Source organism: Tabrizicola sp. (genome assembly GCF_041913445.1).
Taxonomy (GTDB): Bacteria; Pseudomonadota; Alphaproteobacteria; order Rhodobacterales; family Rhodobacteraceae; genus Tabrizicola.
Map to the genome: position 1 here is coordinate 25,836 of NZ_JAYSFG010000016.1, position 23,141 is coordinate 48,976.

Below are 23,141 nucleotides of genomic sequence, written 5' to 3' on the forward strand. Positions count from 1 at the left end.
GCGGGCCATGCGCACGGGCCTTTTCTCATTCGCGATTTCCCTGACGATCCTGGCCCAGCCCGCCATGGCCGAAATCCGCGCCGTGCTGGTGGGCGTGTCGGACTACCAGAGGCTCGACGCCGATCTGAAGGGCCCCGCGAACGACGTGCGTCTGATGGCCGAAACGCTCGTCCTCCGCGGCGTCGATCCCAAGGGGATTACCGTCCTCTCCTCGGACGCGATGGGCCTGCCCGATGGCATCACCACCGGCACACCCGGGCGTGACGCGATCCTCTCTGCGTTGGAGGCCGCCGCCACGACCTCGGTGCCCGGCGACACGGTCCTGTTCTATTTCTCCGGCCACGGCGCGCAGGCCCCGGACCTTTCCGGAGACGAAGGCGGCGGGTACGACGAGATCCTGTTGCCCGCCGACGCCGCAGGCTGGAAGGGCAGCATCGGCGCGGTGGAAAACGCCATCCTCGACGACGAACTGCACGCCTGGGCGCAGACCGCCCTGTCGCGCGGGGTCCGGGTCGTCGGCCTGATCGACGCCTGCCATTCGGCCACCGGCTTTCGGGCACTCGGTGGGCGGGGGGTCGCCCGCGTGATCGACGAAGCCAAACTCGGCATCCCCGACGACATTGCCCCCGTCGCTGGCACCCCCGAGCCGCCGCTGACGGGGGACTTCGTCTTCCTGTATTCTTCGCAGTCCGACCAGCGATCCTTCGAATATCCGATGGCGGACGGCACCTGGCACGGCGAGTTCACCCTTCGCCTTGCACAAACCCTGCGCGACGCACCGGACGCCAGCTGGGCCCAGGTCCTTGCCGCCACGACGGAGGCGATGGTCCAGGGCCCCGCCCGCCAGATGCCCGAGGGCGAAGGCCCGCTCCTGTCCGCCCCGGTCTTCGGCACCGGCCAGAGCACCGTCCGCTTCCCCGTGGCGGGGGACAAACTGGCTGCGGGCCTTCTTCACGGCCTGGCGGACGGGGCCGAGGTCGCGCTTTACGCCAACCCGTCCGGGGGCGAGCCGCTTGCCGTGCTGCCATTGACCGCCGTCATCGCCCGGCAATCCAGCCTCGCCTCCCCCGCGCCAGCAGGTACGGCCTGGGCCGAGCTCGTCTCTGCCCCGCCGCCACCGCCCCTCACCCTGGGCGAGCCAGTCCTGGCTGACACCACCGACCGCTTCGACTACTCCCCGTGGCGCGCCGCCTTGCCGCCCGCCGGGCCGGACCCCGACCTCATCCCGATCTTCACCGAAGGCCAGATCGCGCTTGCCGGCCCCGACGGCCTTCTAGACCCGCAAGGCGCAGGTTCCACGCCTCGCGTCCGGCTTGAGCCCGGCGAGACCCCCGCCGACGCCCTGGCCCGCATGCTGGACCAGGCGGCCCACGGCCTTGCGCTGCGCCAGGTGCTGGCAGGGGCGACGGGGCGTAGCCTGACGGGCAAGGCCGCGCTTGCCATGACCATCGAGCGCCGCCCCACCTCCGGCCCCTGCGGCCAGGCCGCCGATCCGGTACCCTTCGACCCGGCAGAAGGCGCGGGTCCCTGCGACCAGCTCTGGCTGACGCTTGCGAACACCTCGGGCACTCCGCAGGACGTGTCGGTCCTGTACTTCACCGCCGACTTCCGCGTGCAGCCGATCTGGCCTGCGCAGAACCTGGCAAACCGCCTTGCCCCCGGCGAAAGCGCCCGTGTCGGCCTGATGATCGAACCGGGCAGCACCGCGGGGCTCGAGGAGATCTGGGCCCTTGCCGTCCCCGCCGCGTCCGACGCCCCCCGTGTCGACCTGACCCGCCTCGCCACGACCGAGACCACCCGCGCCACGCCCGCCGATCCGATGACCGCCTGGCTTGAAGCCCGCCTTGACCCCGAGGCCGCGACTCGCGGCTTCACGCTGAAACCCGCGCCTTTGACGATGCTTCGCCAAGTGGTGCGCCTGACCGGGGCGGATGTCGCCCCCGCCACGATGGAGAACTGAATGCCCCGCCGGTTCCTTCCCGCCGCCCTTGCCCTCCTCCTCACGGTCCCGGCCCTGGCCGAAGAGACCGGCTTTGCCGCCCCCAAGGCCGCAACTGCCTCGCCCTACCTCTACGCCAAGTCCGGGGCGAAGGCCGAAAGGGCGAAGTCGGCGGGCGAGGCCGGGGCCAAGGTCATCGGCGGTGAGGTTGCGGCCGAGGGCGCCTGGCCCTGGCAGGTCGCGCTTCTTGTCGGCGGCGCGCCCGTCGGCACGGACGCCCAGTTCTGCGGCGGCTCGATGGTCATGGACCGCTGGGTCCTGACCGCCGCCCATTGCGTCCACATGCCCCAGGACGACGGCAGCTTCGCCGACCTCAGGCCGGAGGAAGTCAATATCCTCGTCGGCACCAATACCCTTGCCCCCGGCGCGGGCGACCTGATCCCGGTCGAGGGCATCTTCCGCCACCCCTCGTACCAGGGCACCCAGTTCGACTTCGACATCGCGCTGATCAAGCTCTCCCGCGCGCCCCAGGTCCCCTACCAGACCATCGAGGTTCCCGATGCCGAGTACGGCGACCTTCTGAACCAGCAGGGCGTGACGACCATCGTCACCGGCTGGGGCCTGCAGGAAGGCGCCCAGCCTTCGCCCGAGCTGCGCCAGGCGCAGATCCAGGTCCTCGACCGCGCGCTTTGCAACCAGGCGATGCTGGAAGCCCGAGCCGAGGACGCCGCCGGGGGCTTCGGATATGCCGTGCAGACCCTTGGGATCGCCGAACAGGACGCCTATGCGATCTGGGACGAACTCATCGCCCGCGCGCCCGAGTCCGTGTCCGAGAACATGATCTGCTCGGGCACCTTCGAGGGCGGCAAGACGTCCTGCAATGGCGACTCAGGCGGACCCCTGGTCGTGCCCGTGGACGGCGGCGGCTACATCCAGGCGGGCATCGTCAGCTGGGGCCTCTCCGCGACATCAGGCCAGGGCTGCGAGGAAACGGCCCTTTTCTCGGCCTACACCAACATCTCGAAATTCGTGCCCTGGCTGAACGAGGTGATCGCGGCCAATCCTTAAGCCCTCGGCCCGCCCGTACCCGACCGGGGCCATTCCATCGCAGGGGGCCCGATCCCCCGCGGTACGCGTGGGCACTACCCAGCGCACTGGCAGACCCTCGCAGGAAGGACCGATGCCTGCGGGCTATCCGGTCACGGTGCCCGCCGTCGACCGTCATCGGTCCGGACAATTTTAGGCATTTCCAGAAGGGCGATTAACCAATCCTGAGATGTTGCAGCCCAGCCTTTCCGTCGTCAGCAACGGTGTGCAGAAGGCAACACGGGAATGGCGGAAGCAGCGGAACTGCCGATCCAGACGAATGTCAGCGCCATGCAGATGGCCGAGGCGATGTTCGGGACCGGCATCCAGATCGTCAGCGCGACCTATCAGGGCGATCCCGCCTCGGCCGGTATCTACAGCGAGGGCGATACCATCGCGCCGGAGGTGACGCCGGCCGACAGGGGGGTCATCCTGTCCACCGGCCGGGCATCGGATTTCACCAACTCTTCCGGTGACGTGAACCTCATTTCGTCGACCACCACGGACACCGCCGGGGTGGACGGCGACAGCGGGCTGAACGCCATCGCGGGGGCGCCGACCTTCGACGGCGCGATCTTCCAGGCCGATTTCATCCCGGCGGGGTCGACGCTGACCATGCAGATCACCTTCTCGTCCGAGGAGTATCTGGAATACGTGGGCTCGGGCTTCAACGACGCCGTGGGCGTCTGGGTCAACGGGCAGAAGGCGCAGCTGACGGTCGGGGACGGCGACATCTCGATCAACAACATCAACCCGTCGACCAATGGCAACCTGTACGTCGACAACGCCAACGACATCTACAACACCGAGATGGACGGCTTCACCGTCACCCTGACGCTGAAGGCGCCAGTCATCCCGGGCCAGGTGAACACGATCCGCATCGGCATCGCCGACGGGGGGGACAGTGCCTATGACAGCAACCTTCTGATCGCAGGCGATTCGATCCAGACCGGGGTGATCGCGCAGGCCGATGTCTTCACGGTCGGCCTGAACAGCCAGACCACGGTGAACCTGGTCGGGAATGACACCAACACCGCAGGCGGCATCCTGACGATCACCAAGATCAACGGCGTGCCGGTCAATGCGGGGGACCATGTGGTCCTGCCCTCTGGCCTGGAAATCGTGGTGAACGCCGATGGCACGATCACCGCCGTGTCCGAGTGGAACGATCCTCTCGGCGAGACGAACTTCTCATACGAAGTGACCAACCAGAACGGGATCACCGATGTGGGGTTTGTCACCGCAGAGGTCGTGCCCTGTTTCGTCGAGGGGACGAGGATCGAAACCGTCCGCGGCCCCGTCCCGATCGAAGAGATAGAGGTGGGCGATCTTGTCCTGACGCTTGACCATGGCTTCCAGCCCGTCGCCTGGCATGGGGTGCGGCAAGTCCTCTCCCAAGGGGCGCTGGCCGCCGTGCGCATTCCGGCCGGTGCCTTCGGGGACCACGCGGCGCTGGCGGTGTCGCCGCAGCATCGCCTGCACTTCGCGGGCTGGCGGGCCCAGCTTTACGCGGGCGAGGACGAGGTGCTGGTCAAGGCCATCCACCTCGTCCGTGCGGGCCGTCTTGTGCAGGACCAGTCCGGCGCGCCGGTGACGTATCACCACCTGCTCTTTTCCCGGCACGAGATCATCTGCGCCGAAGGGCTGTGGAGCGAAAGCTATTATCCCGGAACCGCCACACTGGCGAGCCACGACGCCGAGGTGCAGGAAGAACTTCTGACCCTGTTTCCCGAGCTGCGCCGTGATCCGGTCAACGGTTACGGACCGACGGCCCGCCCCGAGGTTCGCGCGCATGTCGCGGCTCTCCTGGCGGCGTAAGCGTCAGTCGCAGCGTTTGAGGATGTTGGCCGACCCGTCGCGGATCACCGCAAGGCCACCGTCGACCTGCATCAGCATCAGCCGGAAGGTCTCGGTCATGCCCTCACCGCTGCAGACGGCGTCGTAAAGGATGCCGCTCATTCCGCGGATCGAAGTCGGATTGGTCAGCTCGCAGGTGTTTTCGACGCCGTAGAACTTGCCGTCCTGCACGGCAATCGCCCCGCCGTCCATGCCGATCGTCTGGCAATCCCAGCCCTCGGCCCAAGGTTCGTTCGGCCGGTAAAGACCGTCGAAAGCGGTGGCCGGGGTTGCGGCAAGCACCAGAAGGACTGCCAGCCGCATTCCTCAGTCCCGGAGAAGTTCGTTGATCGACGTCTTCGCCCGGGTCTGGGCATCGACCTTCTTCACGATCACCGCGCAGTAGAGGTTGATCCCGCCTTTCGACGGCATCGACCCCGCGACGACGACCGAGCCTGCCGGGACCTCGCCGTACATCACCTCGCCGGTCTCGCGGTCGACAATCTTGGTGGACTTGCCGATGAAGACGCCCATGCCAAGGACCGAGCCTTCGCGAACGATGCAGCCCTCGACCACTTCGGACCGCGCGCCGATGAAGCAGTTGTCCTCGATGATCGTCGGCCCCGCCTGCATCGGTTCAAGGACGCCGCCGATCCCGACGCCGCCGGACAGGTGGACGTTCTTGCCGATCTGCGCGCAGGACCCCACGGTGGCCCAGCCATCGACCATGGACCCTTCGTCAACATAGGCCCCGATGTTCACGAAGGACGGCATCAGCACCACGCCCCTGGCGATATAGGCCGAGCGCCGCACGATGGACCCCGGAACCGCCCGGAAGCCCGCCTTGCGCCAGTCCTCGGCCGTCCAGCCCTGCCACTTCGACGGGACCTTGTCCCACCAGTTCGACCCGCCGTTCGAGCCCGAGATTTCGTACATGTCGGTCAGGCGGAAGGACAGCAGGACCGCCTTCTTGGCCCACTGGTTCACGTGCCAGTCGTTGCCGCGCTTTTCGGCCACCCGCAGCGTCCCAGAGTCGAGCGCGCTCAGCGTCGCCTCGATGGCGTCGCGCACCTCGCCCTTGGTGGCAGGGGAAATCCCCTCGCGGGCCTCCCAGGCGGCTTCGATGGCGGTTTCCAGCGCGGCGTTCGACATGATGCTCTCCCCTTTAGTCCGCGCCCTCATAGCCATCGGGGGCGTCCCATGCAATCACCACGGAAGGTCCGACAGGCAGCGCCGCAGGGTCCGCAGCATGACCGCGCGCAGGGCGGGGTTCGTTTCGCGGTAATAGGGTGCAGCCATCACCGCCTTCGAGAACGCATGGGCCCAGCCCCGTGCCCAAGTCGCGTCGTCGACGGCCAGCCGCTGCCGGAATACGGCCCGGCCCTCTGCCTCGAGGGCGGTCCAGCCACAGATCAGGTCCAGCGCCGGGTCCCCGGCCCCCATTCCACCCCAGTCGATCACGGCCGCCACCGCGCCGTCCCGCACGATCAGGTTCAGCGGATGCAGGTCGGCGTGAACCAGCACCGGCGCGCCCTCCCGGTCGGGCAGGTCCAGCGCCGCCTCCCAGGCGCGCGTCACCTGGCCGGGGTCCGCCTCGTCCACCACCTGCCCAATCATCTGCCGCAGGAAGCCGTCGCGGTCCCGCAGCCTCCCGGGCCTGGGCGGCACCCCTTCCGGCACCGCGCAATCCCGCAGCCTGCTTACGAACCCTGCCAGTGTCCCCGCCAACTCAAGGTCGGCGACCGGCTCTGCCAGCGCATCCCGCCCCTCGATCCAGCGCAGGACCAGCCAGGGAAACGGATAGCCCTCTCCCGGAGCGCCCGTGTGCAGGACCTCCGGCACGGCCAGGGGGCCGACACCGCAAAGCAGGGCTGGCCAGCGCGCCTCGACCTCCAGACCCGCGACCGCGCCGACATGCCGGGGAAACCGCAGCACCAGCCCGTCGCCCAGCCGCAGCATGACGTTGTCGCTTCCCGCCACCGCCAGGGGCCGCAGCGCCAGCCCCGCCCATTGCGGCAGCTGCGCCGCCACCAGCGCCCGCGCCTGTGCAACCGAAATGACCGTTTCCCCTTCATGCATCGGCGCGGGCCCTCAAACTACGGGTGGCCCTCATGGTCCCGTGCCGCTAAGCCTAGGGTCAACCCCAATTGCCGAGTGCGCCATGAAAGACGAACCCCGCAGCCATCCGTTCCGCGACAGCGTCGAGGACATCGCCGCCGCCAAGCGCATCCCCGACACGCCGCAGACCCGTGCGCCCGCCTATCGCCTGGCCTTCGCCGACCGCGATTTCCTGACGCGCGAAGAGCTGCGCCCGGTCCGCCTGCAGCTGGAGCTGCTGAAGCCCCAGCTCATCATGGACGAGCGCGGGATCGAATCGACCATCGTGATGTTCGGCGGTGCCCGCATCCCCGCGCCGGAACATCGCGACCAGGCGCGGACGCCGATCCTTGCCGGCCTGTCGCATTACTATGACGAGGCGCGGCGCTTCGCGAAGATCATGACCGAGCGCAGCCTGGAAACCTACGGGCGCGAGAACGTCATCGTCACCGGCGGCGGGCCGGGCGTGATGGAGGCCGGCAACCGCGGCGCGGACGAGGCCGGGGGGCAGTCCATCGGCCTGAACATCGTCCTGCCGCATGAACAGGCACCGAACCAGTTCGTGACCCCGGACCTCAGCTTCAACTTCCACTATTTCGCCATCCGGAAGATGCACTTCCTGATGCGCGCGAAGGCGGTCGTGGTCTTTCCCGGCGGCTTCGGCACGATGGACGAGCTGTTCGAAAGCCTCACCCTGATCCAGACCGGACGGATGAAGCCGATCCCCTTCCTGCTGTTCGGCCGCGAGTGGTGGGAGACGGTGGTCAACTGGAACCATCTGGCCGAGGCCGGGGTCATCTCGCCCGAGGACCTGTCCCTGTTCGCGATGGTCGAAACCGCTGAAGAGGCGGTCAGCGTCATCGACGGCTGGACGGTGGAGGGCTGAAGCAAAGGGGGCCGCCTGGCCCCCTTTGTCTTGTCTCAGCGCTGCAGGTCGTCGTCGCGGTCGTCTTCGATCTCGACCTCGGTCCGCCGCACGGTGTCGGTGACGGTCTCGCGGTGCTCATCGACGGTCTTCGACACATCGATCTCTTCCACCACCCGCGCGGTCTTGGCGACGACCGGCTCTTCCGCCCGTTCCTCGACCTCGATGGTCCGGTCCCGGAATGCCTCGTCCGCTTCCGAAAGCGGCCGGTCTACGGCGCGGCGGTCGATCTGGACCCGCTCGGAGCGCAGCGCGACGTCCGCGCTTACGGGTTCTTCGACAACGTAGGACCGAACCCGGACACGCCCCAGCGACACGTCCCGCTTGCCCACGGCCAGCCGCTCCTCGACGCGGTTGATGGTTTCGTGGTCGCGCGCAAGGCCGCCGGTTTCGCCCGCTACATCGCCCATCGTCGGGGCGGCGGACATCCGCGTCTCTTCGAACGATCCGCTGCCGGGTGCCGTCCAGCCTTCGCCCTGCCACTGGCGGATCCGGTCTTCCATGTCGACCGCGCCTTCGTTGTCGAGGACATCAAGGGTGGCGTCCGTGAGATGGTCAGGAACCCGGACCGTCAGAAGGTGACCCCCGCGGGTCAGTCCCTCGGCATAGGTGGTCCGGTCATCATCGGGCATGAAAAGGTCGGCCAGCGCTTCAAAGAAGCCCATGCTTTCACGACGGACTTCGCCGTTGCCCTGTCCTTCACCTTCCAGCAGTCGGATGTCCGAACTTGGGATGCCAAGATCCAGAAGGGAGCTCTGTGCGCGCTTGGCGGCGTCGAGGTCGTCGTATAGCGCCGCAAGCTCGCGGCGGGTCTGGTCGGTGGTTTGCATCAGTCTTCTCCAGGTTGCTGTGAATGGGGCCCCGTGTCTGCGTCCACGCTCTTGCGCGTCACTTCTGCCGTCTGGCGCCGAAGCGTGACGGGCATCGCGACATCTTCGGTCCGGGTCGTCGTGGTGATGTGCAGTTCGGCCTTGAGGTAAGGCCTGACCTCGACGACCACCCGCTCTTCCAGGATCGGAACGATGGTCACCCCGTCTTCGGAACGGATGCCGGGCAGGTCCTCGGCCGGGTCGAGCATCCGGTCGACTTCGTGCCGGGTCACCGCCACGTCGGTTCGGGACAGATTTAGCCTGACCAGTTCCTCGACGGTCTCGGTCCGCACATCCACCCGGACGGTCCCGGTAACGCGCGGAACCGCGGAGACCGAAGCCGTCTCGGAAGCCAAGGCGATCGTGACATCCGGGTCGAAAGGAGGGGGCGGCTTTGAGTTCGGCACGGTTGCTGGATCTTTTTGCTGGAAGGCAGCAGACCGTGGCCCACTGTCCTCTCAACCGCGACAGCCACCGCTTGTTCCTCGGGCAGCCGTCTTGCCCTAGCCCTGGCGAAGGGTCTCCCGTTCCCAGCCGTCCAGGAATTCGACCCTGTCGCAGCCAGCGAATGCGGCAAGGCGCGCAAGTTCCGTTTCCAGCTTCGATCTGCGCGCCTTGGTCAGCGTGATCCCGGCTTCCGGCCAGAATGCCTTCACCCGCAGGCTGCCGGCGTCCCGGTACGCCTTGACGTCGATCCGGCCCACCAGTCTGTCACCCTCGAGGACCGGGAAGACGTAGTAGCCATAGACCCGCTTCGGTTCGGGTACGAAAACCTCGATCCGGTAATGGAAGCCGAACAGGAATTCCGCCCGGTCCCGGTCACGCAGCGCAGGGTCGAAGGGCGAAAGGATGCGGAGCCGGGAGGCGGGTTCCGGCAAAGTCTCCTGGGGAAGATCGAAGACGAAGGCCTTGCGCCGCTGGCCACGGGCACCTTCGATCTCGACCTCCCGGATCTCTCCCCGCGCGAGGGCCGACTTGCACCATGTCCGCGCGGCTTCGGGGCTGATCGCGCTCCAGTAGGCGACGATCTCTCCCGATGTGCCGAACCCCAGGTTCTGCAGGGCGGACCGGCAGGCCCAGTCGCTGACCAGTTCGGCCGGGACCGGACTGCGGTGCGCTTCGGGGATCACCCGTTCGGTCAGGTCGTAGATCTTGGCGAAGCCGTCGCGCCGGGTGATCGCCAGCCGTCCCGTGCGCCACAGCCATTCCAGCGCGGTCTTCGACGGGTGCCAGTCCCACCAGCCGCCTTTGCCGCGCACCTCGCCCTCGCCGACGTCTGCCGTGCCGACGGGGCCATCCCGGGCGATCCGGTCCAGGATGCTGTCGAACTGCGCTTCGTACCCCTCGCGGAACCAGCGCTTCCAGTTGGCGTGAAGCCGTTGTTCGTCCCGTCGGAAGCGGTGCTGCCATATCCCGTGCAGCCGCGCGGGCAGGATCGAGGCGTCATGCGTCCAGTGTTCCCACAAGGTCCTGTCCCGCTCGAGCAATCGCTTGAGCGCCTGCGGCCGGTAGGACTGTCGCCGGGACCACAGGATCATGTCATGGGCCCGCGCGACCGTGTTGATGCTGTCGACCTGAACGAAGCCGATCCGCTCGATAAGATCCAGCAACGCCGTCCCAGAGGCCGGGCCCACGGGCGCTGCGGAAAGGGCGTGGCGGTGAAGGAACAGGTGCCGCGCAGCGCGGTTCGGGATGAGGTCGGGCATCGACACTGCCTAACATTTCAGACTGTTTCGGCAAATGGTGGAATTGTTATCGCGGTCGCCGGTCCAGCCGGTTGCAAAGACCGAATCAGTCCCTACTATCCTTTTGTCTCCTGACAGAATTCCCCGAAACGAAGGTGGTGGCGCCCGGCTTTGCCGGACTGTGCACCGGAAAGGACCATGAAGCATTGCCCCACGAAACGCCCCTGATCACCACTCTTGTCGCCGGCTTCGGCCTCGCCTTTCTGTTCGGCCTTCTGGCGCAACGCCTGAAGCTGCCGCTGATCGCGGGGTATCTGCTGGCCGGCGTGGTGATCGGGCCGTTCACGCCGGGTTACGTCGCGGACATGAAGCTGGCGACGGAACTGGCCGAGCTTGGGGTCATCCTGCTGATGTTCGGGGTCGGGCTGCATTTCTCGCCGCGGGACCTGATGGCGGTGCGGGCCATCGCCGTGCCAGGGGCCATCGGGCAGATCGCGGTCGCCACCGCCTTCGGCACCGCGATGGGCTGGGCGCTGGGCTGGAATCTGGGGGCGGGGCTGATCTTCGGGCTGGCGCTCTCGGTCGCCTCGACAGTGGTCCTCTTGCGCGCGCTGCAGGACCGCGATCTGGTGACGACCGACAAGGGGCGCGTGGCGGTGGGGTGGCTCATCGTCGAGGACCTGGTGATGGTCATCTCCCTGGTCCTGATCCCGCCGCTGGCGGGACTGCTGGGCGGGACCGCCATCCCCGTCGCCGAAGAGGCCGAGGCGGTGGCGGAAGTCACCAGCAACATCGGCATCGGCCCCATTGCCGCGACGGTGCTGATCACCTTGGCCAAGGCGGCGGCCTTCGTGGCGCTGATGCTGATCGTCGGCCAGCGGGTCGTGCCCTGGGTCCTGCACTTCGTTTCGCAGACCCGCTCGCGCGAGCTGTTCCGCCTGTCCGTTCTGGCCATCGCGCTGGGCGTGGCCTATGGGGCGACGCATTTCTTCGGCGTCTCCTTTGCGCTGGGGGCGTTCTTCGCCGGGATGGTCATGTCCTCGTCGACACTGTCGCAGCAAGCCATGCGCGAGACCTTGCCCCTGCGCGACGCCTTCGCCGTGCTGTTCTTCGTGTCGGTGGGGATGCTGTTCAACCCGGGCGTGATCCTGAGCTCTCCGCTGGCCCTGGTGGGAACGGTGCTGATCATCGTCCTCGTTAAGTCGGCCGCCGCCTACTACATCGTGCGGGGCTTTGGGCATGACCACGACAAGGGACTGACCATCGCGGCAAGCCTTGCGCAGATCGGCGAGTTTTCCTTCATCCTGATCACGATGGGTGTCACCCTGCAGATCGTGCCGAACGAGGCGCGGGATCTGGTCGTGGCGGGAGCGATGATCTCGATCCTGGCGAACCCGCTGTTGTTCCACCTTCTGGACCGGCGCGAGGCGCGGAAGGCGACGCAGACGGAAGATGCGAAGGCCAACCCCGGCGACGACCCGGCGGGGACTAGATCGGGCGCCCCGTCAGAAGCTTCGGCAGCTCTCCCGTCAAGCCTGCCGCCTGCCGCATGAAGCCGCGCCGCAGGGCCGGTGCCGCGCTGACCAGCCCCATGCCAAGGTCCCGGCCCAGCCGCAAAAGGGGGTTGTCGCTGGAGAAGATGCGGTTCACCGTGTCCATCCCCAGCGCCAGCGCCGTGGCGTCGAACCGGCGCCAGCGCTGATATTCCTCCAGCGCGGTGAGGCTTCCCGGCTCTTCGCCGCGGCGGTGGGCCAGGATCAGGACCTCGGCCAGGGCGGCCACATCGCGAAGGCCCAGGTTCAGCCCCTGACCCGCAATGGGATGCACGCCATGCGCCGCATCCCCGACCAGGGCGAGGCGGGGGGCGATGAATCGCTCGGCCAGCGACAGGGACAGGGGGTAGGTGAACCGCGCCCCGGCAAGCTGGATCTCGCCCAGGAAATCGCCGAACCGCGGGCGGAGCGCCTCCAGATTCGCGGCGTCCGGCAGGGCCTGGATCGCCGCTGCGGTGGCCTCCTCTTCGCTCCAGACGATGCTGGAATGGTGGCCGCCCTTCAGGGGCAGGATGGCCAGCGGGCCCGCGGGCATGAAGAACTGGTGCGCCGTGCCGTGATGGTCGTGCTGATGGTGGATCGCGGTGACAAGCGCGGTCTGGCCATATCCCCAGCCCACCCGCCGGATCCCCGCCCGCTCGGCCGTGCCCGAACCGCGCCCGTCGCAGCCGACGAGAAGCCGCCCGGTCAGCCTGCGGCCCGAAGCGAGCATGACCGTCACCCCGGACAAAGCGACATCCTGGGCCACGACCGTCTCGCCGGACAGAAGGGTGATCCCGGGGGTCTTTTGCATGGCCCGCAGGAAGGCCGCGTACAGGAAGCGGTCTTCCAGCATGTGGCCCATCGGCCCTTCCTCGATCTCGGCCGCGTCGAAATGCAGGAAGAACGGGGCAGAGCCTTCCCCCGCACGACCGTCGCTGGCCTTGATTTCCAGGATCGGCTGGGCCTTGTCCGCCACGCTGTCCCAGATGCCGATGGCCTTCAGAAGCCGGACCGAGGCGATGGCCAGCGCGTAGGCCCGCCCGTCAAAGCCGGTCTCGGCCCGGTCGGGCGCGGGGCGGGCGTCGATCACGGTCACACGGAACCCGCCCTGAGCCAGCGCCAGGGCCAGGGCCGGGCCGTTGAGCCCCCCGCCCGCGATAAGGATGTCGGTGTCCCAGGTCATTGCCCCTGTTTGGCCGCCTTGGAACGGATTGTCCATGCGTCGCCAAGCCGCTACCCTCGCCGAAAATTTGGGGGCAGGGATGAGCGGAACCTGGGCACACATGACCGCGGCCGCGTTGGGCCGCGAGATCGGCGAGGGCCGGATCAACCCGGTGGAGCTGACCGAATTCTTTCTCGACCGGATCGAAAGCCATCCGATGGCCGGGCGGATCTACGCGCGCGCCACCCCCGCCCGCGCCCGGGGCGAGGCGATGGCCGCGGCGGCGCGGGCCAAGGCGGGCCAGCGCAAGGGGCTTCTGGACGGGGTTCCGGTCAGCTGGAAGGACCTGTTCGACACGGCGGGCGTGGCGACCGAGGCGGGCTCGGCGCTCTTGAAGGGGCGGACGCCCGACCGTGACGCGGCGGTGCTGGAAACCGCGACCCTGCAGGGCCTCGTCTGCCTGGGCAAGACGCATATGTCGGAGCTGGCCTTCTCTGGCCTGGGCCTGAACCCGGTGACGGCGACACCGCCCTGCCTGAACGACGACAAGGCCGTGCCGGGCGGATCCTCTTCGGGCGCCGCGGCCTCGGTCGCCTTCGGGTTGGCCCCGGCGGCCATCGGCTCGGACACCGGCGGATCGGTCCGCATCCCGGCGGCGTGGAACGATCTTGTCGGGCTGAAGACGACGGTGGGCAGCCTGCCGCTGTCCGGCACGGTGCCGCTTTGCGAACGCTTCGACACCATCGGGCCGCTGGCCCATTCGGTCGAGGATTGCGCGCATCTTCTTGCAGCAATCACAGGCGAGCCCCTTGTCGATCTGGCGGGGTCCGAGATCGCCGGCAAGCGCCTTGCCGTGCTGGAGACGGTGGCGCTGGACGACCTGCGCGAAAGGCCGGCGCTTGGCTTCGAGGATACGGTGGCGCGGCTGGGTCGTGCGGGGGCGCAGATCACCCGGATCACCGCGCCGGAGGTGTCGGAAGCCCTGAGCCTGGCAGCCACGCTCTTCACCGCCGAGGCCTATGGCATCTGGCGCGAGGTGATCGAGGCCGCGCCACAGAAGATGTTCCCCCGCATCCTGGAGCGGTTCCGGTCCGGTGGAGCCGTCACGGCCGCCGATTACGTCGCAGCCTGGCGGCGGCTGGAAGTGATCCGCATCACCTGGGCCGCCCGGGTCGCGGCCTATGACGCGGTGATCCTGCCGACCTCGCCCATCCTGCCGCCGGACGCCAACCGTCTGATGACCGATGACAGCTATTACGTGACCGAAAATCTGCTGTCGCTCCGCAACACCCGGATCGGAAACCTGATGGGGGTCTGCGCCCTGACATTGCCGACCTCGCAGCCGTCCTGCGGGATCAGCCTGATGGGCGGGGCAGGGCAGGAAGCGCGGCTTTTGCGTCTTGGCGCGGCGGCAGAGCGCGCGCTCCTCTAGACCCGGTGATAGGGCGAGCCCGCAAGGATCGTCGCCGCCCGGTACAACTGCTCGGCCAGCATCACCCGCACCAGCATGTGGGGCCAGACCATCCGGCCGAAACTGATCTGGAGGTCGGCTTTGGCGCGCAGCGACGGGTCCACCCCGTCCGCGCCGCCGATCACGAGGGCCGCATCCTGCCGCCCCGCATCGCGCCAGGACGCCAGCGCCTGGGCGAACTCCGGGCTGGACAGCGTCTTGCCCCGTTCATCCAGGATGCAAAGCGCCGCGCCTTCGGGAATCGCGCGGGCCAGAAGCACCGCCTCGGCCGCCATACCGCCGCCCTTCTTGTCCTCGACCTCGTGCTCGGTCGCAGGACCAAGGCCCAGGGGACGCCCGGTCCGGTCAAGACGCTGCAGGTAATCGTCCACCAGATCGCGCTCGGGTCCCGCCCGCAGGCGACCCACGGCGCAGAGGTGCAGGCGCATCAGCCCTGGGCAGAGCGGGTGGTCCCCGCCGGCAGCCACATCTTTTCCAGCTGGTAGAATTCGCGCACTTCCGGGCGGAAGACGTGGACGATCACATCGCCCGCGTCGATCAGCACCCAGTCGCCGGTTTCCTTGCCTTCCATCCGCACGGAAATGCGCATGTCCTGCTTCAGCCGGTCCGCCAGCTTTTCCGAGATCGAGGCGACCTGGCGCGACGATCGGCCAGAGCAGATGACCATGTAGTCAGCCACGTCCGACCGCCCGCGCAGGTCGATCTGGACGATGTCCTCGGCCTTGTCGTCATCGACGGACTTCAGGACCAGCGCGAGGACATCCTCGGACCGATGCTCTTGCGGGGCGGCATCGGTGGATTTGGGACGCGGACCGACCGGAAGGCCGGTGGCGGGATCAGAATGCGACAGGACCGGGTCCTCCAGAGGAAGCGCGGACGGGAAAGGCCCCCGCGCCGGGCCGATGGGTCAAGCCTAGCACCCGGGGGCGGCAATCTCAACCGAAGGCGGGCGGGTACGCCTTATTCCGCGCCTTTGCAAGGCTTGATCGCGGCCAGCACCTGGGCGCCCAACAGGTCAGAGAGCTTTCCGTCAGCGATCAGCGGCAGGAACGGCCCGCCCTCCTGCACCCGGATCAGCACCGATCCCCTGGCATCCGCCGCCGGTCCGCCATCCACCGCGCAGCCGCCCAGCCCCATCCCGAGCGAGCCCTTTGCCGCCCCCTCGCGCTTCCAGGCCGCGATCTCCGCCTGCAGGGCACGCATCTTTGGCACGTCCGCTTCGGCAATCGCAAACCCCCGCGCCGAGCCGCCCTCCGGCACCGCCACCCCCGCCGCCGCCGGGCGTTCAGCCAGCTGGAAACTGCCCGACTTGTGTTCCGCACCCCGGTCGGCGGACAGCTCCAGCTTCGCGCTGCCGGGGGTCACGGCAAGGCCCGGAGGCAGGACCACGACCAGCTCCAAAGCAGCGGGATCGGCGGTCAGCGGGTCCATCGTGGCCAGCCGCGCGGCGGTGGAATGGACAAGCGAGGTGCAACCCGCAAGCGCAAGAATTGCCAGGATGGCGGTGTGGAAGGGGGACATGGCGAATCTCCTTTGACAGACAAAATTTACTGTAATACGATAAATTATCGTCGTGAAAAGAGGGAAACCATGCCCGACACCAATCGCCTGCGGACCCTGTCCGGGCTGCTCTACTGGGTGGCCCTCGTCCTCTCTGTCCTTCTCCCGATCATCGTCCTGATCTTCGCGGCCCAGGGCGTGACCGATCCGGCCTCGCTCCTCTCCCGCAGCACGGTCCCCGCCGGCACCCCGGTCTCCACGTCCCAGGCCGGCCTTGTCGCCGCCGTCGCGCTGATCTCCGTCCTGCCGATGGTCGCCGCCCTGCGCGGGATGGTCCGGCTCTTCGGCGCCTACCGCGATGGCGAGGTCCTCAGCGACACCAACGCCCACACCATCCTGCGCATCGGCCGCAACCTCCTTCTCGTCGCGGTCTTCACCGTCCTCCTCCCCACGTTGCAAACCCTGATCCTCAGCTGGCACGCAACGCAGAAGACACTCTCCATCGCGATCGACGGCGGCACGCTGGGCTTCCTCATGGCGTCCGGCCTCCTCACCGTGATCGGCTACGCGATGGGCGAAGCCGCGCGCGTCAAGGCCGAGAACGAGGGGTTCGTCTGATGCAGATCGTCGTGCGCCTCGACGTGATGCTGGCCCGCCGCAAGATGCGCTCGCGCGAGCTTGCCGAGAAGGTGGGGATCACCGAGCAGAACCTCAGCCTCCTGAAATCCGGCAAGGTCAAAGGCATTCGCTTCGACACCCTCGCCGCCATCTGCGCGGCGCTGGACTGTCAGCCGGGCGACATCCTGGAAGCAGTGGCCGAGGGCTGAAGGACCCCCACCGACATATGCCGCTTGCGACCGAAGCCGGGCTTGCGCGTCACCGTGAAGCCGGCCTCGGCCAGCGCCCGGCGGACATGGCCTGCCGCGGTATAGGTGGCAAAGGAGCCCCCCGGCGCAGTGTGACGACCGACTGCGGCCATCAGCTCCGCCGACCAGAGCTCGGGATTCTTCGCCGGCGAAAACCCATCCAGGAACCAGGCATCCGCCTTGCCTGGCCAAGCGGGAAGCGTCTCGCGCGCATCGCCCAGGATGATCGTCGCGGTCAGATGCGGGAAGCGGAGCGTCGTCTCTCCGCTTTCCCACTGGCGCAGGAACCCCGGCGCGATCCCGGCCACCTCGGGAAACGCTTGCAGCGCGCGGGCGATGTCCGCAGCCGCCATCGGGAAGGCCTCGAAACTGGTGAAGTGCAGGTGACCCGGCCCGGGGTGTGCGAGAAGCGTTGCCAGCAGGTTCAGGCCGGTCCCGAAGCCCAGCTCGGCGATCTGGAACCCGTCGCGAAACCGCCCCGGCAACCCGTTTCCGGCCAGGAACACGTGCCTGGTCTCGTCCAGACCTCCGGCCAGCGAGAAATACGGGTCGTCGAACCGGCGCGAGACCGGGATCGTCTCGTCGCGCCAGTCGAGCATCGGGGTCTGGTCGGGGCTGGCCATCGCGGATAGTCCTTTGGCCGTGTGATGGGCGCGGGGCGGCGGAATGGCAAGGGTGGATGTCACGGTCAGGGGCGGCGGGATCTTTGCTCTCTCCACCGCCTGGGCCTGCTTGTGCCAAGGCGCGCGGGTCCGCGTGATCGAGACGGCGGGCTGGGGGGCGGGCTCATCGGGCGGACTTGTGGGCGCGCTGTCTCCGCATGTGCCCGAAGCCTGGAATGCCAAGAAGGCGTTCCAGCTGGAAAGCCTGCTTCTGGCCGAAGGCTGGTGGGCCGGGGTGGAGGCGGCCTCGGGTCAGCCGTCGGGCTATGCCCGTCTGGGCCGGTTGCAGCCCCTTGCCGATGACCGGGCTGTCGAAGCCGCGCGACGGCGAGAGGGCGAGGCTGCGACGCTTTGGCAGGGCCGGGCGGACTGGCGCGTCGTCCCGGCGACGGGCGCGGCCTGGGAGCCGGTGACGCCGTCAGGCTGGCTGGTCCGCGACACGCTGTCGGCGCGACTGTCGCCCCGGATGGGGCTGGCGGCTTTGGTCACGGCGCTGAGGGACCGCGGGGCCGAGCTTGTGCTGGGCGACGGCCCCGAAGAGGGTGCGGTGGTCCATGCGACTGGCATTGCCGGACTGGCAGAGCTTTCCCGGGCCTTCTCCGCCGACCTGGGGTCGGGCGTGAAGGGCCAGGCCCTTGCCCTGCGCCATGAGGCGCGCGACCTCCCGCAGCTCTTTGCCGACGGCCTGCACATCGTTCCCCATGCCGATGGAACTGTGGCCATCGGTTCGACCTCCGAGACGAGGTGGACCAGCGAGGCTCCGGATGACCAGCTGAAGGCGCTTCTGGCCAAGGCCTTCGCAGTGGTTCCGGCGCTGGCAGGGGCGGACGTCGTGGACCGCTGGGCCGGGATTCGCCCCAAGGCCGCCAGCCGCGCCCCGGTGCTGGGTCCCTGGCCGGGCCGACCCGGGCATTTCGTGGCGAACGGCGGTTTCAAGATCGGCTTCGGCATGGCCCCCAAGGTCGCCGAGGTCATGGCCGACCTGGTCCTTGCGGGCCGGGACGCCATCCCCGACGATTTCCGGCTGGAGGCCCTGGTTCAGAAGGCCACCGCCCGGCGATAGGTGATCGACGTCGGCCGGTCGAACCCCTTGTGCGCCGTTCGACCCACCTCGACGAACCCCATCTGCCGGAATGCGGCCTGGTTCTCGACCAGTTCCACCCGCGTCTGCAGCTCCAGCGCGGGAAGGCCCATCGCGCGCGCCCGCGCCTCGGCCTGGTCGATCAGCCGCCGCGCCAGGCCCTGGCCGCGGCTTTCTGCCGCCACGGCCAGCTTGCCAATGTAAAGCGCCTCCTGCTTCGGCGTGAGGAAGACGCAGGCGACCGGCGCGCCGATGATCCAGATCTCGCCGGTCTGCGCCTGGCGGGTCAGGGCGGTCTCGCTCAGGTCATGCAGCGAGGATGGTGGGGCGATCCGGCCCTCCATATAGGCGAACGCTTCGCGCAGGAGCGCAAGGATGGCGGGCCAGAGGGCCGGGTCGGTGGCAAGGCGCGGGGTCATCACGGGCAGTCTGTGCCCCACAGGCCCGGATCGCAAGGCCCGGCGCCTCGCCATTCCGCACGAGGTGGGATAATCCTGCCGCAGATCGTTGCAGGACGCCCGAATGACCCCCGCCCATCCCCATATCCGCGACCTTGTGCTGATTGGAGGCGGTCATGCCCATGCGCTGGTCCTGCGGATGTGGGGGATGAGCCCGCTGCCGGGAACGCGGCTGACGGTCATCAATCCCGACCCTGTCGCACCTTATACCGGGATGTTGCCGGGCCTGATCGCCGGGCATTACCGGCGGGATGAGCTGATGATCGACCTCGTGCGCCTGGGCCGTTTCGCCCAGGCACGCGTGATCCTGGACCGGGCCACCGGGATCGACCGCGCGGCTCGGCTGATCCATCTGGCCGGGCGCCCGTCGCTGCCCTACGACCTTGCGGCGATCGACATCGGCATCACCTCGGACCTGCCGTCCCTGCCTGGCGCGACCGCGCATGCCGTCGCGGCAAAGCCCCTTGGCCGCTATGCCGAGGCCTGGGAGGCGTTCGCGGCCGCGCCGCCCGCTCGTCCGCGGGTGGTGATCCTGGGCGCGGGCCTTGGCGGCGTGGAGCTTGCCCTGGCCTCGGCGCACCGCTTGCTCGGGCAGGGGGCGCAGGTGACCCTCCTCGACCGGGCGGAGGCCTTTCTGCCGTCGCTGGCCCCGGCGGTCCGCCGCACGCTGGAAGCGCGGCTTCGGACGGCGGGCATCGTCCTCCGGCTGGGCGTTCAGGCGGTTTCCATAGGCCCGCAATCCGTCTCGCTGGCCGGGGGCGAGGAGATCGGATCGGACTTCACCCTCACGGTCACCGGCGCGCGCCCGCATGGCTGGCTGGCGGACACCGGCCTGCGGCAAGAGGGCGGGTTCCTGGTCACCGACGCCTTGCTGCGGACCTCGGACCCGCTGATCTTCGCGTCGGGCGATTGCGCAGGGATCGAGGGCGATCCGCGCCCGAAGGCTGGGGTCTTTGCGGTCCGGGCGGCGAAGGTGCTGCACGCCAACCTGCGCGCATCGTTGACGGGCAAGCCGCTCACGGCGTTCCGGCCGCAGCGCGATTACCTGAAGCTTGTTTCGCTGGGCGAACAGGCGGCCGTGGCCGAGAAATGGGGCCTCATCGCCTCGGGTCCGCGCTGGTGGCGGCTCAAGGACCGGATCGACCGCAAGTTCATGGCGAAGTTCGCGGACTATCCCGCGATGGGCAGGCCCGGCGTTCCGCGGGAGGCGACCGAGGGGCTGGCCGCACATCTGGCCGGACGGCCGCTTTGTGGGGGCTGCGGCGCGAAACTCGGGCCGGGGGTGCTGTCCGCGTCGCTTGTGGCGCTGCCCCTCCCGGTCCGTCCCGAGGTGCGCTCGGGACCCGGGGATGACGCAGCCGTCCTTCTGGCCGGGTCGGGGGTGCAGGTGCTGACGACCGATCATCTGCGGGCTTTCTGCAATGATCCCCGGCTGATGGCGCGGCTGTCGGCCCTCCACTCGCTGGGCGATGTCTGGGCGATGGGCGCCGCGCCGCAGGTGGCGCTGGCGCAGGTGACCTTGCCTCCCTTGGGGCCAGAGCTGCAGGCGCGGATGCTGGCCGAGGTGATGGAAGAGGCCGGCGCCGTCTTCCGCGCCGCCGGGGCGGATGTGGTCGGGGGCCATTCCACCGAGGGGGCCGAACTGACGGTCGGCTTCACGGTGACGGGACTGGCAGACCGGCCCATTGGCAAGGGCGGGGCGCAGCCGGGCGATGCGCTGGTGCTGACGAAGCCCCTGGGCTCGGGGACGATCCTGGCGGCCGAGATGGCGCTGGCGCGGGTGCCGGGGCCGATGCTGGGCGATGTCTGGGCCGGGTGCATCGCGCAGATGTCCGTGGCGCAGGGAACGGCTTCGGCGATCCTGGCGCCGGTCGCGCGTGCGATGACGGATGTGACGGGGTTCGGGCTGGCCGGGCATCTTCTGGAGATGCTGGAGGCCTCGGGCGTGGCGGCACGGCTGCGACTGGACGACGTGCCGCTAATGCCGGGCGCGGTGGAGTTTGCCGCTGCCGGTATTGGCTCGTCGCTGCAACCCGCGAACCTTGTGGCGGTCAGCTGGCGGATGGAAGCGCCGCAGGACGCCCGCGTGGCGCTGCTGACGGACCCGCAGACCTGCGGGGGGCTCCTGGCCTCGATCCCCGCCGGAGAGGCGCAGGGACTGGTGGCCCGGCTGCGGGAGGCCGGGCATCAGGCCGCGGTGATCGGCGAGATCGTCGCGGGGGAGCCGCGCCTGACCGTCGTCTAGATCAGGCCTTCCTTACGGAACAGCGCCTTTAGGTCGGTCTCGGGCCGAGCGCCGAAGTGGGAGATGACCTCCGCCGCCGCAACGCAACCCATGCGGCCCGCGGTCGCCAGCGACTGGCCCGTGGCAAGCCCGTAAAGGAAGCCCGCGGCGAACTGGTCGCCCGCGCCCGTGGCATCGACCGGAACCACGCGCCGCACCGGAACCACGGCTTCCTCATCGCCCCGGACGACGATGACGTCATGGCCCGACCGGGTGCAGACGACAAGCCCCGCGTCCTGCGCGGCCTGTTCCAGCGCGGCGGACAGGTCGGTCTGGTAAAGAGACGACCATTCGTGCTCGTTCCCGATCACGTAGTCCAGCGACTTGACCAGCCGCCGGAAGTCGTCCCGGTGACGGTCGACGCAGAACGGGTCCGACAGCGCGATCCCCGCCTTGCCGCCCGCCTTGTGGCAAAGTTCCACGGCGCGCTCGAAGGCCTGCTTGCCCTTGGGCTTGTCGTAGAGATAGCCTTCCAGGAACAGGATCTCGGCCTTGCCCGCCACGCTGTCGGACACGTCGTCGGGGCCAAGCTCGGACGAAATCCCGAGGTAGGTGTTCATCGACCGCTCGCCATCCGGGGACACGAAGATCATCGAGCGCGACGTCGGAAGCTCGCCGCCCGGGACCGGCGGGTTGACGAAATCGGTGCCCTCCTGCGCCATCGTCTGCGCATAGAACCGACCCAGCGCGTCGTCATGGACGCGGCCGATGAAGGCCGTCGTAAGGCCGAGGTTGCCAAGGCCGGCCAGCGTGTTCGCCACTGACCCGCCGGGGGCCTGCTGGCGGTTGGTCATCGCGCCATACAGCATCTCGCCCCGCTCGCGTTCGACGAGCTGCATGATGCCCTTCTGGATCCCCATAAGGTCCAGAAACGAGTCATCGGCAGTCGAGAACACGTCAACGATGGCATTGCCGATGCCGACGACCTGGTAGGACTTCATGCGGTCTTCTCCGGGTAAAGGCACCAGTCCCGGATCGGGCAGATGCCGCATTTGGGTTTGCGCGCGACGCAGATATACCGGCCATGCAGGATAAGCCAGTGATGCGCATGGAGCTGGAACTCAGCGGGGACGTTGTCCTCGATGGCGCGCTCGACGGCGGTTTCGTCCTTGCCCGGCGCGATCCCGGTCCGGTTGCCGACCCTGAAGATATGGGTGTCGACGGCCTGGGCGGGGTGGTGGAACCACATGTTCAGCACCACGTTCGCCGTCTTGCGGCCCACCCCCGGAAGGGTGACCAGCGCGGCGCGGGACGAGGGGACCTCGCCCCCGAAATTGTCAATCAGAAGGCGCGAGAGCTTGATGACGTTCTTCGCCTTGTTGCGGAAGAGGCCGATGGTCTTGATGTGCTCGATCAGCCCCTCTTCCCCAAGCTCCAGCATCTTCTGCGGCGTATCCGCGATCTGGAAGAGCCGGCGCGTGGCCTTGTTCACCCCGGCATCGGTCGCCTGGGCCGAAAGGGCCACCGCGACCAGAAGGGTGAAGGCGTTCACGTGCTCAAGCTCGCCCTTCGGACGCGGCTCGGCCTCGGCGAAGCGCGCGAAGACCTGTTTTAGGGCGGAATAGGGCAGCTGTGGGGTCATCGGGCCTTTCTGCCAGCGCGGAACCCGTCGCGCAACGGGTCAGCGCGGCGGCCGTGGCCGCAGGGCCGGTGACCGGACGTGACCCGCCTTCCGGATGCGCAGG

General features: G+C 68.5%; 24 protein-coding genes. 10 read left to right on the forward strand and 14 right to left on the reverse strand.

The window, feature by feature from the left end; genetic code table 11:
• Positions 1-7 precede the first annotated feature (7 nt).
• From ACE3Q6_RS16215 to ACE3Q6_RS16225, 3 genes are all read left to right on the forward strand, one after another.
• The gene (locus tag ACE3Q6_RS16215) at positions 8-1,960 is read left to right on the forward strand and encodes a caspase family protein (protein ID WP_374434559.1); all 1,953 of its coding nucleotides are present in this window, start codon (positions 8-10) and stop codon (positions 1,958-1,960) included.
• Positions 1,961-3,007, forward strand: coding sequence for a serine protease (locus ACE3Q6_RS16220; protein WP_374434561.1), 1,047 nt, complete (start codon positions 1,961-1,963; stop codon positions 3,005-3,007).
• A 264-nt stretch (positions 3,008-3,271) separates the two neighbouring features.
• The gene (locus tag ACE3Q6_RS16225; protein ID WP_374434563.1) at positions 3,272-4,843 is read left to right on the forward strand and encodes a choice-of-anchor L domain-containing protein; all 1,572 of its coding nucleotides are present in this window, start codon (positions 3,272-3,274) and stop codon (positions 4,841-4,843) included.
• Positions 4,844-4,846: 3 nt separating this feature from the next.
• Here ACE3Q6_RS16225 and ACE3Q6_RS16230 read toward each other — a convergent pair whose 3' ends face one another.
• The 3 genes from ACE3Q6_RS16230 to ACE3Q6_RS16240 are packed head-to-tail and all read right to left on the reverse strand — an operon-like array spanning position 4,847 to position 6,940.
• Entirely contained in the window at positions 4,847-5,185 is a 339-nt protein-coding gene (locus ACE3Q6_RS16230; protein WP_374434565.1) for a hypothetical protein, read from the reverse strand.
• A gap of 3 nt (positions 5,186-5,188) precedes the next feature.
• Positions 5,189-6,013 (reverse strand): 2,3,4,5-tetrahydropyridine-2,6-dicarboxylate N-succinyltransferase, encoded by an 825-nt coding sequence (gene dapD, locus ACE3Q6_RS16235; RefSeq protein WP_374434567.1) that lies wholly within the window; start codon positions 6,011-6,013, stop codon positions 5,189-5,191.
• Positions 6,014-6,067: 54 nt separating this feature from the next.
• Positions 6,068-6,940 carry an aminoglycoside phosphotransferase family protein gene (locus ACE3Q6_RS16240; RefSeq protein WP_374434569.1) on the reverse strand — a complete coding sequence of 291 codons (873 nt, stop codon included), beginning with the start codon at positions 6,938-6,940 and terminating at the stop codon, positions 6,068-6,070.
• A gap of 82 nt (positions 6,941-7,022) precedes the next feature.
• Here ACE3Q6_RS16240 and ACE3Q6_RS16245 point away from each other — a divergent pair, with 82 nt between their 5' ends.
• Complete coding sequence (locus tag ACE3Q6_RS16245) at positions 7,023-7,844, forward strand: LOG family protein (protein WP_374434571.1); 822 nt, start codon at positions 7,023-7,025, stop codon at positions 7,842-7,844.
• 35 nt (positions 7,845-7,879) lie between these two features.
• Here the strand turns inward: ACE3Q6_RS16245 and ACE3Q6_RS16250 are convergent, their stop codons facing one another.
• The 3 genes from ACE3Q6_RS16250 to ACE3Q6_RS16260 form a co-directional block, all read right to left on the reverse strand.
• A complete protein-coding gene (locus ACE3Q6_RS16250) occupies positions 7,880-8,713 on the reverse strand; it encodes a YsnF/AvaK domain-containing protein (protein WP_374434573.1) in 834 nt (277 codons plus the stop codon).
• Entirely contained in the window at positions 8,713-9,108 is a 396-nt protein-coding gene (locus ACE3Q6_RS16255; RefSeq protein ID WP_374434577.1) for a DUF2382 domain-containing protein, read from the reverse strand. The genes ACE3Q6_RS16250 and ACE3Q6_RS16255 overlap by 1 nt, the downstream gene beginning before the upstream one ends.
• A gap of 147 nt (positions 9,109-9,255) precedes the next feature.
• Positions 9,256-10,458, reverse strand: a complete 1,203-nt coding sequence (locus tag ACE3Q6_RS16260) for a winged helix-turn-helix domain-containing protein (RefSeq protein WP_374434580.1) — start codon at positions 10,456-10,458, stop codon at positions 9,256-9,258.
• 185 nt (positions 10,459-10,643) lie between these two features.
• Between ACE3Q6_RS16260 and ACE3Q6_RS16265 the strand changes: the two genes are divergently transcribed.
• Positions 10,644-11,990: a cation:proton antiporter gene (locus ACE3Q6_RS16265; RefSeq protein ID WP_374434584.1), complete on the forward strand. Its 1,347-nt coding sequence runs from the start codon at positions 10,644-10,646 to the stop codon at positions 11,988-11,990.
• Here ACE3Q6_RS16265 and ACE3Q6_RS16270 read toward each other — a convergent pair.
• The gene (locus ACE3Q6_RS16270) at positions 11,926-13,155 is read right to left on the reverse strand and encodes an FAD-dependent monooxygenase (protein WP_374434586.1); all 1,230 of its coding nucleotides are present in this window, start codon (positions 13,153-13,155) and stop codon (positions 11,926-11,928) included. The two genes, ACE3Q6_RS16265 and ACE3Q6_RS16270, sit on opposite strands and share 65 nt — an antisense overlap.
• Before the next feature lie 79 nt (positions 13,156-13,234).
• Here ACE3Q6_RS16270 and ACE3Q6_RS16275 point away from each other — a divergent pair, with 79 nt between their 5' ends.
• Positions 13,235-14,566 carry an amidase gene (locus ACE3Q6_RS16275; RefSeq protein ID WP_374434589.1) on the forward strand — a complete coding sequence of 444 codons (1,332 nt, stop codon included), beginning with the start codon at positions 13,235-13,237 and terminating at the stop codon, positions 14,564-14,566.
• Here ACE3Q6_RS16275 and rlmH read toward each other — a convergent pair.
• The 3 genes from rlmH to ACE3Q6_RS16290 all read right to left on the reverse strand — a co-directional run bounded on the left by rlmH (position 14,563) and on the right by ACE3Q6_RS16290 (position 16,126).
• A complete protein-coding gene (gene rlmH / locus ACE3Q6_RS16280; protein ID WP_374434593.1) occupies positions 14,563-15,033 on the reverse strand; it encodes a 23S rRNA (pseudouridine(1915)-N(3))-methyltransferase RlmH in 471 nt (156 codons plus the stop codon). The two genes, ACE3Q6_RS16275 and rlmH, sit on opposite strands and share 4 nt — an antisense overlap.
• Positions 15,033-15,356: a ribosome silencing factor gene (rsfS, locus tag ACE3Q6_RS16285; RefSeq protein ID WP_374434717.1), complete on the reverse strand. Its 324-nt coding sequence runs from the start codon at positions 15,354-15,356 to the stop codon at positions 15,033-15,035. Before rsfS ends, rlmH begins: the two co-directional genes overlap by 1 nt.
• Positions 15,357-15,565: 209 nt before the next feature.
• Positions 15,566-16,126, reverse strand: a complete 561-nt coding sequence (locus ACE3Q6_RS16290; protein ID WP_374434596.1) for a hypothetical protein — start codon at positions 16,124-16,126, stop codon at positions 15,566-15,568.
• 69 nt (positions 16,127-16,195) lie between these two features.
• On the opposite strand from ACE3Q6_RS16290, the gene ACE3Q6_RS16295 reads away from it, so the two are divergent.
• Together ACE3Q6_RS16295 and ACE3Q6_RS16300 are read left to right on the forward strand one after the other, a co-directional pair.
• Complete coding sequence (locus tag ACE3Q6_RS16295) at positions 16,196-16,723, forward strand: DUF2975 domain-containing protein (RefSeq protein WP_374434598.1); 528 nt, start codon at positions 16,196-16,198, stop codon at positions 16,721-16,723.
• On the forward strand, positions 16,723-16,932 hold the full coding sequence (locus tag ACE3Q6_RS16300; RefSeq protein ID WP_374434601.1) for a helix-turn-helix domain-containing protein: 210 nt from the start codon (positions 16,723-16,725) through the stop codon (positions 16,930-16,932). Before ACE3Q6_RS16295 ends, ACE3Q6_RS16300 begins: the two co-directional genes overlap by 1 nt.
• On the opposite strand, the gene mnmD is transcribed toward ACE3Q6_RS16300, so the two are convergent.
• Positions 16,893-17,594 carry a tRNA (5-methylaminomethyl-2-thiouridine)(34)-methyltransferase MnmD gene (gene mnmD, locus ACE3Q6_RS16305; RefSeq protein ID WP_374434603.1) on the reverse strand — a complete coding sequence of 234 codons (702 nt, stop codon included), beginning with the start codon at positions 17,592-17,594 and terminating at the stop codon, positions 16,893-16,895. The genes ACE3Q6_RS16300 and mnmD overlap by 40 nt on opposite strands.
• 43 nt (positions 17,595-17,637) lie before the next feature.
• Between mnmD and ACE3Q6_RS16310 the strand changes: the two genes are divergently transcribed.
• The gene (locus ACE3Q6_RS16310) at positions 17,638-18,696 is read left to right on the forward strand and encodes an NAD(P)/FAD-dependent oxidoreductase (protein ID WP_374434605.1); all 1,059 of its coding nucleotides are present in this window, start codon (positions 17,638-17,640) and stop codon (positions 18,694-18,696) included.
• Here the strand turns inward: ACE3Q6_RS16310 and ACE3Q6_RS16315 are convergent.
• A complete protein-coding gene (locus ACE3Q6_RS16315) occupies positions 18,672-19,133 on the reverse strand; it encodes a GNAT family N-acetyltransferase (RefSeq protein WP_374434608.1) in 462 nt (153 codons plus the stop codon). The two genes, ACE3Q6_RS16310 and ACE3Q6_RS16315, sit on opposite strands and share 25 nt — an antisense overlap.
• A gap of 103 nt (positions 19,134-19,236) precedes the next feature.
• On the opposite strand from ACE3Q6_RS16315, the gene selD reads away from it, so the two are divergent.
• Complete coding sequence (gene selD, locus ACE3Q6_RS16320) at positions 19,237-21,417, forward strand: selenide, water dikinase SelD (protein WP_374434611.1); 2,181 nt, start codon at positions 19,237-19,239, stop codon at positions 21,415-21,417.
• Here the strand turns inward: selD and ACE3Q6_RS16325 are convergent.
• Positions 21,414-22,397: an adenosine kinase gene (locus tag ACE3Q6_RS16325; RefSeq protein ID WP_374434613.1), complete on the reverse strand. Its 984-nt coding sequence runs from the start codon at positions 22,395-22,397 to the stop codon at positions 21,414-21,416. The genes selD and ACE3Q6_RS16325 overlap by 4 nt on opposite strands.
• On the reverse strand, positions 22,394-23,038 hold the full coding sequence (nth, locus tag ACE3Q6_RS16330; RefSeq protein ID WP_374434615.1) for an endonuclease III: 645 nt from the start codon (positions 23,036-23,038) through the stop codon (positions 22,394-22,396). Before nth ends, ACE3Q6_RS16325 begins: the two co-directional genes overlap by 4 nt.
• Between the last annotated feature and the right edge of the window lie 103 nt (positions 23,039-23,141).

Coding starts and splice junctions, on each gene's coding strand:
- ACE3Q6_RS16215 (WP_374434559.1), top strand. CDS start 8: ATGCGCACGGGCCTTTTCTCATTCGCGATTTCCCTGACGATCCTGGCC.
- ACE3Q6_RS16220 (WP_374434561.1), top strand. CDS start 1,961: ATGCCCCGCCGGTTCCTTCCCGCCGCCCTTGCCCTCCTCCTCACGGTC.
- ACE3Q6_RS16225 (WP_374434563.1), top strand. CDS start 3,272: ATGGCGGAAGCAGCGGAACTGCCGATCCAGACGAATGTCAGCGCCATG.
- ACE3Q6_RS16230 (WP_374434565.1), bottom strand. CDS start 5,185: ATGCGGCTGGCAGTCCTTCTGGTGCTTGCCGCAACCCCGGCCACCGCT.
- dapD (WP_374434567.1), bottom strand. CDS start 6,013: ATGTCGAACGCCGCGCTGGAAACCGCCATCGAAGCCGCCTGGGAGGCC.
- ACE3Q6_RS16240 (WP_374434569.1), bottom strand. CDS start 6,940: ATGCATGAAGGGGAAACGGTCATTTCGGTTGCACAGGCGCGGGCGCTG.
- ACE3Q6_RS16245 (WP_374434571.1), top strand. CDS start 7,023: ATGAAAGACGAACCCCGCAGCCATCCGTTCCGCGACAGCGTCGAGGAC.
- ACE3Q6_RS16250 (WP_374434573.1), bottom strand. CDS start 8,713: ATGCAAACCACCGACCAGACCCGCCGCGAGCTTGCGGCGCTATACGAC.
- ACE3Q6_RS16260 (WP_374434580.1), bottom strand. CDS start 10,458: ATGCCCGACCTCATCCCGAACCGCGCTGCGCGGCACCTGTTCCTTCAC.
- ACE3Q6_RS16270 (WP_374434586.1), bottom strand. CDS start 13,155: ATGACCTGGGACACCGACATCCTTATCGCGGGCGGGGGGCTCAACGGC.
- ACE3Q6_RS16275 (WP_374434589.1), top strand. CDS start 13,235: ATGAGCGGAACCTGGGCACACATGACCGCGGCCGCGTTGGGCCGCGAG.
- rlmH (WP_374434593.1), bottom strand. CDS start 15,033: ATGCGCCTGCACCTCTGCGCCGTGGGTCGCCTGCGGGCGGGACCCGAG.
- ACE3Q6_RS16290 (WP_374434596.1), bottom strand. CDS start 16,126: ATGTCCCCCTTCCACACCGCCATCCTGGCAATTCTTGCGCTTGCGGGT.
- ACE3Q6_RS16295 (WP_374434598.1), top strand. CDS start 16,196: ATGCCCGACACCAATCGCCTGCGGACCCTGTCCGGGCTGCTCTACTGG.
- ACE3Q6_RS16300 (WP_374434601.1), top strand. CDS start 16,723: ATGCAGATCGTCGTGCGCCTCGACGTGATGCTGGCCCGCCGCAAGATG.
- mnmD (WP_374434603.1), bottom strand. CDS start 17,594: ATGGCCAGCCCCGACCAGACCCCGATGCTCGACTGGCGCGACGAGACG.
- ACE3Q6_RS16310 (WP_374434605.1), top strand. CDS start 17,638: ATGGCAAGGGTGGATGTCACGGTCAGGGGCGGCGGGATCTTTGCTCTC.
- ACE3Q6_RS16315 (WP_374434608.1), bottom strand. CDS start 19,133: ATGACCCCGCGCCTTGCCACCGACCCGGCCCTCTGGCCCGCCATCCTT.
- selD (WP_374434611.1), top strand. CDS start 19,237: ATGACCCCCGCCCATCCCCATATCCGCGACCTTGTGCTGATTGGAGGC.
- ACE3Q6_RS16325 (WP_374434613.1), bottom strand. CDS start 22,397: ATGAAGTCCTACCAGGTCGTCGGCATCGGCAATGCCATCGTTGACGTG.
- nth (WP_374434615.1), bottom strand. CDS start 23,038: ATGACCCCACAGCTGCCCTATTCCGCCCTAAAACAGGTCTTCGCGCGC.